Origin of the sequence: Nocardioides sp. (genome assembly GCF_035547795.1) — a bacterium.
Taxonomy (GTDB): Bacteria; Actinomycetota; Actinomycetes; order Propionibacteriales; family Nocardioidaceae; genus Nocardioides.
Window position 1 is genome coordinate 1 of record NZ_DASZUF010000156.1, and the last position, 9,987, is coordinate 9,987.

General features: G+C 72.5%; 11 protein-coding genes. 7 read left to right on the top strand and 4 right to left on the bottom strand.

Translation table 11 applies throughout. From position 1 onward, the window contains the following. A partial coding sequence (gene rmuC / locus VHA72_RS10495; RefSeq protein ID WP_325574953.1) for a DNA recombination protein RmuC occupies positions 1-438 on the top strand: 438 nt, incomplete at its 5' end. A gap of 16 nt (positions 439-454) precedes the next feature. Continuing rightward, the gene (locus VHA72_RS10500; protein WP_325574955.1) at positions 455-862 is read left to right on the top strand and encodes a DUF6542 domain-containing protein; all 408 of its coding nucleotides are present in this window, start codon (positions 455-457) and stop codon (positions 860-862) included. 27 nt (positions 863-889) lie between these two features. Here the strand turns inward: VHA72_RS10500 and VHA72_RS10505 are convergent, their stop codons facing one another. After that, the gene (locus VHA72_RS10505; protein ID WP_325574957.1) at positions 890-1,513 is read right to left on the bottom strand and encodes an L-threonylcarbamoyladenylate synthase; all 624 of its coding nucleotides are present in this window, start codon (positions 1,511-1,513) and stop codon (positions 890-892) included. 16 nt (positions 1,514-1,529) lie between these two features. Continuing rightward, a complete protein-coding gene (locus VHA72_RS10510; protein ID WP_325574959.1) occupies positions 1,530-2,522 on the bottom strand; it encodes a 4-hydroxy-3-methylbut-2-enyl diphosphate reductase in 993 nt (330 codons plus the stop codon). Between the two features lie 104 nt (positions 2,523-2,626). Between VHA72_RS10510 and xseA the strand changes: the two genes are divergently transcribed. Both xseA and VHA72_RS10520 read left to right on the top strand, forming a co-directional pair. Beyond that, positions 2,627-3,871: an exodeoxyribonuclease VII large subunit gene (gene xseA, locus VHA72_RS10515; protein WP_325574960.1), complete on the top strand. Its 1,245-nt coding sequence runs from the start codon at positions 2,627-2,629 to the stop codon at positions 3,869-3,871. Then, the gene (locus VHA72_RS10520; RefSeq protein WP_325574962.1) at positions 3,864-4,085 is read left to right on the top strand and encodes an exodeoxyribonuclease VII small subunit; all 222 of its coding nucleotides are present in this window, start codon (positions 3,864-3,866) and stop codon (positions 4,083-4,085) included. Before xseA ends, VHA72_RS10520 begins: the two co-directional genes overlap by 8 nt. Here VHA72_RS10520 and VHA72_RS10525 read toward each other — a convergent pair. Continuing rightward, a complete protein-coding gene (locus VHA72_RS10525) occupies positions 4,045-4,617 on the bottom strand; it encodes a DUF4245 family protein (protein WP_325574964.1) in 573 nt (190 codons plus the stop codon). The two genes, VHA72_RS10520 and VHA72_RS10525, sit on opposite strands and share 41 nt — an antisense overlap. Positions 4,618-4,651: 34 nt before the next feature. Here VHA72_RS10525 and VHA72_RS10530 point away from each other — a divergent pair, with 34 nt between their 5' ends. Genes VHA72_RS10530 through VHA72_RS10540 form a run of 3 tightly spaced genes read left to right on the top strand, consistent with a single transcriptional unit; the run spans position 4,652 to position 7,960 of the window. Then, a complete protein-coding gene (locus tag VHA72_RS10530) occupies positions 4,652-5,938 on the top strand; it encodes an SLC13 family permease (RefSeq protein ID WP_325574966.1) in 1,287 nt (428 codons plus the stop codon). Positions 5,939-5,996: 58 nt separating this feature from the next. Beyond that, positions 5,997-7,034, top strand: coding sequence for a class II fructose-bisphosphatase (gene glpX, locus VHA72_RS10535; RefSeq protein WP_325574968.1), 1,038 nt, complete (start codon positions 5,997-5,999; stop codon positions 7,032-7,034). 5 nt (positions 7,035-7,039) lie between these two features. Beyond that, complete coding sequence (locus VHA72_RS10540) at positions 7,040-7,960, top strand: alpha/beta fold hydrolase (RefSeq protein ID WP_325574970.1); 921 nt, start codon at positions 7,040-7,042, stop codon at positions 7,958-7,960. Here the strand turns inward: VHA72_RS10540 and VHA72_RS10545 are convergent. Next, positions 7,923-9,671, bottom strand: a complete 1,749-nt coding sequence (locus VHA72_RS10545; protein ID WP_325574972.1) for a chloride channel protein — start codon at positions 9,669-9,671, stop codon at positions 7,923-7,925. The genes VHA72_RS10540 and VHA72_RS10545 overlap by 38 nt on opposite strands. Positions 9,672-9,987 lie beyond the last annotated feature (316 nt).

Genomic DNA, 9,987 nt, shown 5'->3' on the forward strand with positions numbered 1-9,987 from the left:
TTCGTGCCGGCCGAGTCCTTCCTCGCGGCCGCGCTCGAGGCGGACCCGACCCTGATCGAGTACGCCGGGGCTCGCCAGGTGGTGCTGGCGACGCCGACCACGCTGATCGCGCTGCTGCGCACCGTCGCGCATGGCTGGTCCCAGGCGACCGTCGCCGAGGAGGCCCGCGAGGTGCAGCGGCTGGGCCGCGACCTGCACCGGCGGCTGGCGACGTTCGGCGGCCACCTGGACGCGCTGGGCCGCTCCCTCAACGCGGCGGTGACCCGCTACAACCAGGCGGTCGGCTCGCTGGAGAGCCGGGTGCTGGTCACGGCACGCCGGTTCGCCGAACTCGGCGTGACCGACGAGGAGCTCGCCGCGCCCCGGCCGGTGCAGCTCCACGCGGTGCGGCGTGCCGCCGACGACGGTGAGGCCCCGGACCCTACCGTGGCCCTGTAGGGAGGACCGAGAGGCGATGACCCACACCAGGACGATCTGGGAAGAGGGACGCGAGCCCGGCAGCCGGGTGGTCGCGCTCGGGGTGGCGCTCGCCCTCACGGTCGCGGTGGTCGACACCCTCGTGGCCGGCCGGATCGAGCTCCTCTTCGACCTGTGCTTCGTGCTGATCTGCGTCGGCGTGGCGCTGCTGGTGCGGCCGAGCGACTTCTTCTCGGTGGGCGTGCTGCCGCCGCTGCTGATGATTGGCGTCTTCGTGCTGTTCGCGCTCAGCCGGCCCGGGAGCATCGCGGGCCACGGCGACGGCTTCCTGCAGGCGGTCGTCTCCGGCCTCGGTCGACACAGCGTGGCGCTCTTCGTGGGCTACGCCCTCTCGCTCGGCTGCCTGGCCCAGCGGCGCCGTTGGGTGGCCCGCGCCGGGCGCTGAGACCGCCACGACGAGCCGCCCGACTCCTCAGCCGGCGAACCGAGACCAGTCGCCCGCGCCCTGCCGGACGACCTCGGGGACGCCCTCGGACCAGTCGATCACGGTGGTGGGCTCGGCCGGGGTGTCACCGGCCTCGATCACCACGTCGACGCGGTGGTCGAGCTCCTCCTTGACGTCCCAGCCGTTGGTCCGCGGCTCGCTCTCACCGGGCAGGATCAGCGTCGAGGACAGGATCGGCTCGCCCAGCTCCTCCAGCAGTGCCCGCACCACGGTGTGGTCGGGGATGCGCACGCCGACGGTGCGCTTCTTGGGGTGCAACAACCGGCGCGGCACCTCGGGTGTGGCCGGCAGGATGAACGTGAACGGCCCCGGCGTCGCCGCCCGGATCGCCCGGAACGCCGAGTTGTCGACGTGCACCAGCTGGCCGAGCTGGGAGAAGTCGCGGCAGACCAGGGTGAAGTGGTGCCGCTCGTCCAGGCCGCGGATCGCCAGGATCCGGTCGCGGCCGTCCTTGTTGCCGATCCGCGACCCGAGCGCGTAGCCGGAGTCGGTCGGGTAGGCGATCAGCTGGTCGTCGCGCAGGGCCTGCACGGCCTGCCCGATCAGCCGGGGCTGCGGGTTGTCGGGGTGGACGTCGAGATAGCGCGCCATCGTCGTACCGAGCCCGTCAGCGGCCGGCGGACTTCAGATCGCGGCGCAGCTCCTTGGGAAGCGCGAAGATCAGCGACTCGGACACGCTGTGCACGACGTTCGGGGCCGGGTAGCCACGCTCGGCCAGCGCCGCCAGCACGCCCTGGACCAGGTCCTCCGGCACGCTGGCGCCGGAGGTGACGGCAACCGAGTCGACGCCCTCGAACCAGGCGTCCTGCAGTTCGGAGGCGTCGTCGACGCGCCGCGCGTCACGCGCGCCCGACTCGCGGGCCACCTCGACCAGCCGCACCGAGTTGGAGGAGTTGCCCGAGCCGACCACGATCACCAGGTCGACGCCGTCCGCGATCTGCTTGACCGCCGACTGCCGGTTCTGGGTGGCGTAGCAGATGTCGTCGCTGGGCGGGTCGAGCAGCTCGGGGAAGCGCTCCCGCAGCGCCGCCACGGTCTCCATGGTCTCGTCGACCGAGAGCGTGGTCTGGGAGAGCCAGACCACCCGCGAGGGGTCGCGTACGACGACGTTCGCCACGTCGTCGGGCCCCTGCACCAGGTGGGTGTGCTCGGGAGCCTCCCCCATCGTGCCCTCGACCTCCTCGTGCCCGGCGTGGCCGATGAGAAGGATGTCGTAGTCCTGGCCGGCGAACCGCTTCGCCTCGTGGTGCACCTTGGTGACCAGGGGGCAGGTCGCGTCGATGGTCTTCAGCCCCCGGGCCTCGGCGTCGGCGTACACCGCGGGCGCGACGCCGTGCGCGGAGAACACCACCGTCGCCCCGGAGGGCACCTCGTCGAGCTCGTCGACGAAGACCGCCCCGCGCTCGCGCAGGTCGGAGACGACGTGCTTGTTGTGCACGATCTCCTTGCGCACGTAGACCGGCGGGCCGTAGAGGTCCAGCGCCTTCTCCACCGTCGCGATCGCCCGATCGACCCCGGCGCAATAGCCGCGCGGCGAGGCGAGCAGCACCGCCTTCTCCTCCTCGGAGATCACGCGGGGGCTGCCCAGGTCGACACTCATCGCGGGACCCCCGCGCGAGCGCGAGCGCAGCGAGCGGTTGCGTGGGGTGAGTTCATGGGACCGAGTCTACGGACTTGTCGGTGCGGCTCAGTAGGGTCTCGGGCATGGCCTTGGAGACCTCTCCCGAGTCGCCGGCTCCGGTGCGGCAGATCGCGAACGCGATCGCCGGCTGGATCGACCGGCTCGGCGCGGTGTGGGTCGAGGGTCAGATCGCCCAGGTCAACCGTCGTCCGGGGATGCAGACGGTCTTCCTGACCCTGCGCGACGCGGTCGCCGACATCTCCGTCCCGGTCACCTGCAGCCGCATCATGTTCGACGGCCTCAACCCGCCGCTGGTCGAGGGCGCGAGCGTGGTGGTGCACGCCAAGCCGTCCTACTACGCCAACCGCGGCAGCCTGTCGCTGCAGGCCCGCGAGATCCGGACGGTCGGGCTCGGCGAGCTGCTCGCCCGGCTGGAGCGGCGTCGACAGCTGCTCGCCGCCGAGGGCCTGTTCGCGGCCGAGCTGAAGCGCCGGCTGCCGTTCCTGCCTGGCACGGTCGGGCTGGTCACCGCGCCCAACTCCGCGGCCGAGCGCGACGTCCTGGAGAACGCCCGGCGCCGCTGGCCGGCGGTCCGCTTCCAGGTCGGCTACGCCGCGATGCAGGGCCCGCGCAGTGCCGAGGAGGTCATCGGCGCCCTGCAACGGCTCGACAAGGACCCCGAGGTCGACGTGATCGTGATCGCCCGCGGTGGCGGCTCGGTCGAAGACCTGCTGCCGTTCTCCGACGAGGCCCTGATCCGAGCGGTGTACGCCGCCACGACGCCCGTGGTCAGCGCGATCGGGCATGAGCCCGACTCCCCGCTGCTGGACCTGGTGGCCGACGTCCGTGCTTCCACCCCGACCGACGCGGCCAAGATCGTGGTGCCCGACGTGGGCGAGGAGCTGCGCCTGGTCGCGACCGCCCGCGAGCGGCTGCGCGGCACCCTGGCCGGCTGGCTGCAGCGCGAGCAGTTGGCGCTCGACGCGCTGCGCTCCCGGCCGGTCCTCGCCGACCCGGCCAGCCTGGTCGAGGGCCGGCTGGAGGAGGTCGCCCTGCTGCGCGACCGGGCCCGCCGCTGCCTGACCCATCAATTGGACCGGGCCGCGGACGAGATCGCCCACCAGCGCGCCCGGGCCCGTGCGCTCAGCCCGCTGGAGACGCTGCGCCGCGGCTACGCGGTCGTGCAGGACGCCGAGGGCCACGTGCTGGCCAGCGTCGCCGGCGCCAGCAAGGGCACCGAGCTGAGCATCCGGGTCGCCGACGGGCGCATCCACGCGACCGCCACGAGCACCACCAGCACCACCAGCACCGAGGAGAGCGATGGCTGAGGCGAAGAAGCAGGAGAAGCCGAGCTACGAGGAGGCCCGCGAGGAGCTGGTCGACGTGGTGCGCCGGCTCGAGGCCGGGGGCACCACACTGGAGGAGTCGCTGGCGCTGTGGGAGCGCGGCGAGCGGCTCGCCACCATCTGCCAGGAGTGGCTCGACGGCGCCCGCGAGCGACTCAGGAGCGCGGCAGAGGATCAGTCGTCAGCGACGTCATGAAGCTGGTCATGTCGGCCTTGTCCGCCGAGCCGTAGACCAGCAGCACGTAGTCGCCGATCTCCTCGGCGTACCCGTGGTCGCCACCGGCGTCGGAGTAGGTGCTCCACGTCGACCCGACCGGCGTCCTCAGCGTCACCTGACCGTCGCTCGAGGCGTCCTTGTCGATGTAGGTCGAGACCAGGCTGGTCAGCGGTGCCGACTCCAGTCGCAGCCCGACGAAGCTGTGGTGGCTGGTCAGCACCCCCAGGCTCCAGGTCGGCCTGGTGCCCAGGCCCGACTGCGGCGTGTAGTCGGCGCTGGTCGCCGTCCAGCCCTTCGGCAGCGTGCGCGGATAGACCACCTGCAACGGCGCTCCGGCCTGCTGGATCTCGGCGACGCTGTGCTGGTAGTCCACCGACTCGTCGGTGGTGGGGGTGTCGTGGGTGGCGTTGTTCAGCGCCCAGAACGCGACCACCGCGATCACGAGCACGACCATCGACACGATCAGTCCGTGGAAGGTCCTCTGGTAACGCGGGGTGCCCTGCTCACTCACGTCTCCATGGTCGCAGCCCCCTAGGGTGGTGCGCGTGCCGGCCCTCCCCGACGTACTCGCCGATGTGGTCGGGGTCGCGTCGCTGGGCGGGCTGCTGGTCACCGCGCACCGTCATCCCCCGCCCCGCACCGAGGCCACCGCCGCGGTCCTCGCCGCCGGCCTGACGCTGGCCACCGGCCTGCTTGGTGGGCACGCCGCCTGGTCCGCCTTGCGTCCGCTGCTACCGGTGGTCGGCTTCCTGGTGGCGATCCTGGTGGTGGCCGAGGTCTGCGCCCGGGCGGGGCTCTTCGAGGCCGCCGCACAGCTGGTTCGACGTCACAGCGCCGGCAGCCCCCAGCGCCTGCTGCTGGGCGTGTTCGTGCTGGCCGCGATCGTCACCACCGTGCTGAGTCTGGACGCGACGGTCGTGCTGCTGACGCCCGTGGTGGTCGCGGCCGCCCGGGGCCAGGGCACCTCGCCGCGCCCCGGCGCCTACGCCTGCCTGCGGCTGGCCAACTCCGGCTCGCTGCTGCTGCCGGTCTCCAACCTCACCAACCTGCTGGCCATGCCGCACCTCGGGCTGTCCTTCGGCGGGTTCGCGGCCCGGATGGCGCTGCCGCTGGTCGTGGTGCTGATCGTGGAGTACGCCGGGCTGCGCCTGCTGTTCCGGGCCGACCTCCGCCCTGCCACTCCCTCCCGAGCACCTGACCTTCCGCACGCCGGCCCCGTGGGCGGGCCGTTCGTCGGGTCAGGTGCCGGAGGGGTCGCGGTGCCGACGACGGTGGTGGCACTGATGCTGGTCGGGTTCGCGGTGCTCGGGCCGCTCGGGATCGAGCCGTGGGTACCGGCCGCCGCGGCCGCGGCGGTGCTGGTCGGCTGGGGTCATCGACGCGGGCTGATGACGGTGCGACGCGCGGCCCGCGCCGCACACCCGGCGTTCGCGCTGTGGGTGCTGGCCCTGGGTCTGGTCGTCGCCGGGCTGTCGCGGGCCTTCCTCGGCGACGCGGTCGCGCACCTGCTCCCATACGGCCACGCCTACCCGGACCTACTGCTGGTCGCCGCGATCGCCACCCTGGCCAGCGCCGTACTGGCCAACCTCTCGGCCACCCTGCTGCTCCTCCCCCTGCTCGCCCCGCTGGGGACGACGGCGGTCCTGGCCGGGCTGCTCGGCGTCACGATCGGCGCCGGCATCACCTGGACCGGGAGCCTGGCCAACCTGCTATGGCGCCGCACCCTGGTGGCCGGCGGGCTGCACCCGAGCACCGGCCGGTTCCACCGGGTCTCACTGCTGCTCACCCCGGTGGCGCTGGTCGCGGCGACCGCCGCGCTGAGAGGCGGCTGAGCGGCGGGGACTGGATCGTTCAAGCCGGCAGACCCGTCGCGACCGATAAAGTCTGGCCATGGCCGACTCTCACCATCTGCCCGAGCCCCTCGACGTCGCGCCGCAGGCGCCGGACCGCAACCTGGCGCTGGAGCTGGTGCGGGTCACCGAGGCGGCCGCGATGGCCGCGGCCCGCTGGGTCGGCCGTGGCGACAAGAACGGCGCGGACGGCGTCGCGGTCAACGCGATGCGAGTGATGATCTCGACCGTCGCGATGGACGGCACCGTCGTCATCGGCGAGGGCGAGAAGGACAACGCCCCGATGCTCTACAACGGCGAGCGGGTCGGCGACGGCAGCGGGCCGGAGTGCGACGTGGCGGTCGACCCGATCGACGGCACCACGCTGACCGCGAAGGGCATGTCGAACGCCGTCAGTGTCCTGGCGGTCGCGCCGCGCGGCTCGATGTACGACCCGAGCGCCGTCTTCTACATGGAGAAGCTGGTCACCGGGCCGGAGGCCGCTGACGTGGTCGACATCCGGATGCCGGTCGCCGAGAACATCCACCAGGTCGCCAAGGCCAAGGGCGCCAAGCCCTCCGACGTCACCGTCATCGTGCTGGACCGTCCCCGGCACGCCGAGCTGGTCGACCAGATCCGCGCCACCGGCGCCCGGATCAAGTTCATCACCGACGGCGACGTGGCCGGCGCCATCTCCGCCGCCCGCGCCGGGAGCGGCGCCGACCTACTGCTGGGCATCGGCGGTACGCCGGAGGGCATCGTGGCGGCCTGCGCGATGAAGGCGCTGGGCGGCACCATCCAGGGCCGGCTGTGGCCCAAGGACGACGACGAGCGGCAGAAGGCGCTGGACGCCGGGCACAACCTCGATCCGGACTTCGTACTGCGCACCGACGACCTGGTCACCGGCGACGACTGCTTCTTCGTGGCCACCGGCATCACCGACGGCGACCTGATGCGCGGCGTTCAGTACCGCCCCGGCGGCTCGGTGGTGACCGACTCGCTGGTGATGCGCTCGCGCTCGGGCACGATCCGCAAGATCACCAGCGAGCACCAGCTTCCGAAGCTGCAGGCCTACTCGGCGATCGATTTCGCGGGCTGAGCGCGATGACGGCGGTCTCCGAGGAGCTCTTCGCCGAGGTCTCGACCGGCTCGACCGGCGGGGAGCGGGTCACGCTCTGCTACCAGACCTTCGGCTCCCCCGACGGCGAGCCGTTGCTGCTGGTGATGGGCCTGGGCGGCCCGATGACCTGGTGGGACATCCGGCTGTGCACCCTGCTGGCCGAGTCCGGCTTCTACGTCATCCGCTACGACAACCGCGACATCGGCCGCAGCAGCAGGCTCTCCGGCCGGGTGAGCCGGGTCCAGCTGGCCAAGGCATTCCTCGGCCTGCGGGTGACCCCGCCGTACACGATCGGCGACATGGCCGCGGACGCCGTCGGGCTGCTGGACGCGCTCGGCGTCGAGCAGGCGCACGTGTGCGGCATGTCGATGGGCGGCATGATCGTGCAGACGCTGGCCGTCGAGCACCCCGACCGGGTGCGCTCGGTGGTTTCGGTCATGTCCACCACCGGCAAGCGCTCGGTCGGCTGGCAGCATCCCTCGATCCTGCCGGTGCTGTTGAAGCCGGCGCGTGGCCGGGCGGAGTACGTCAAGGGCGGCATCGCGATCGAGCGGCTGATCGGCTCGCCCGGCTTCCCCGCCGACGAGGAGGCCACTCGCCAGCGGCTGGAGGAGACCTGGGACCGCGGGATCTGGTCCTCCGGCGTCGCTCGACAGATGCTGGCCGTGCTCACTCAGCCCGACCGTACCGCCGGCCTCCGGAAGGTGGGCGTGCCGTTCTCGGTGGTGCACGGCCTGGCCGACAAGATGGTGCACGTCTCTGGCGGCCGCGCCACGTCGATGGCGGTGCCCGGCGCCGAGCTGCTGCTCATCCAGGGCATGGGCCACGACCTGCCCGAGCCGCTGTGGCCGACGTTCCTGCGGATCATCAAGGAGACCGCGGCCCGCGCACAGCGGCCAGACTGACGTCGGCCTTCGCCGGCACCACCCGCCGGGCGACCCGCTCGGCACGCCCCGGCGGTCGCCCTCCGAGCCGCCGACCGATGGCACGCAGCACGCTGGGTGCGGTCGCCCAGCCGATCAGGTAGTGACCGTTCTCCGAGAGGACCGGCACCGCGTCGCGGTCCTCCGTCTGCAGGTGGCGCAGCACCTCCGTCACCGACTCGGAGGCGAAGACGGCTCCCCGTGCCCGATCGGCCGGCTCCCCGGCCGTCTCCAGCCGACCGGCCGGCAGATCGTCATCCAGCGGCTCGGGGTGGGGAATCGCCTGCATCACCTCGTCGGCGGTCAGCAGCGAGAAGGCGCGCCAGGGCGCGGCGCGCTCGACGTCCTGCCCGCGTCGCAGCAGCTTGGTGGTGTAGATCGTGCCGTAGCCGATGCCGCGCGAGACGACCGTGGCGACGGCCACCGTCAGCATGATCGACAGCGTGATGCTGTAGTCGCCGGTCATCTCCACGACGCTGGCCAGAGCGGTAAGCGGCGCGCGGGTGGAGGAGCCGAAGACACCGGCCATGCCGACCGCGGCGTACAGCGCCGGGTGACCAGCCCCCGCCCCGAAGAGGTGGACCGCGACCGTGCCGTAGGCAGTGCCGGTCATCAGGCCGACGAAGAGCGAGGGTGCGAAGACCCCACCCGAGCCGCCGACGCCGAGCGTCAGGCTGGTCGCGAGCACCTTGGCCACCAGGAGAAGCAGCAGGAACCAGACGCCGTAGCCACCCGCGAGGGCCTGGAACATGACCGGATATCCCACGCCGAACATCTGCGGCACGGCGAGGAGCAGCAGCCCGACGACCAGACCGCCGACGACCGGACGGGCCCACTCCGGCCGCCCACCCCAGACCCGGTCGCACAGGTCCTCGACCGCGTAGAGCACGATGCGGAACGCCTGGCCGACCAGCGCGGCGATCACGGCCAGCAGTGCCACCAGCAGGTAGTCGGCGGAGCCGTGGATGGTCACGCCGCGCGGGAACCCGCTCAGGAACGCGCCGTTGCCGAGCACCGGTACGGCGACCGCGTCGGCCACCATCGCGGCCAGCATGATCGCGAACAGCGCCTCGCCGGCGAGCTCGCGCAGGATGATCTCGACCGCGAAGAAGACGCCGGTGATGGGGGCGTTGAAGGTCGCCGCGATCCCGCCGCCGGCACCGCAGGCGACCAGGATGCGCAGCCGGCTGTCGGGCGTCCGGAGTCGCTGTCCGATGGCGGAGGCCATCGCCGAGCCGATCTGCACGATCGGCCCCTCCCGCCCGACGCTGCCGCCCGTGCCGATGGTCAACGCCGAGGCCAGCGCCTTGACCACGGCGACCTGCGGCCGGATCCGGCCGCCGTTCTCGGCGACCGCGGCCATCACCTCGGGGACGCCGTGGCCCCGCGCCTCCGGGGCGAAGCGGTGGACCAGCGGGCCGTAGAGCAGGCCGCCCGCGGCGGGCACCACCAGGTAGAACGCGAGCCCGAGCGCGGGCAGGTGACCGCTGACCACTCGGCCGGCCTGACCGAACTGGTCGTGTCCGGTCGCCAGCCAGGTGATGGCCTGGATCAGGTAGCGGAAGGCGATCGCGCCGAGCCCGGCAGCGACCCCGACGACGATCGCCAGCAGGAACAGCCCGAGCCGCGAGCCGCGCAACCAGGCGCTCCAACCGTCGGCTCCGTCACGGGGCAGGGCGGCCAGCGGCGACACGGACTCGGTTCCTCCAGAGACAGATGGGGGCGACAACAAGTGCAATCATGCATCTTTTGCACAAATGCAAGCGAATTCCCGGCCCGAGACTCCTCGCGGCGGCACGGTAGTGTCGGGTGACTCAGGGGCTGGAAGGAGCGACCCGTGGCGACAGGGCATGACTCGCTCGAGGACGCGGTCGAGGCGACGCTCACCGCCTCGCGGGCACTCCTCGGCGTCGTGGCCCGCTCCGTCGGCGGTGCGGTCGAGGAGGTCTCGCTGCCGCAGTTCCGGGTGCTGGTGCTGGTCGCCTCCCAGGGCCCGATGCGGGTCGGGA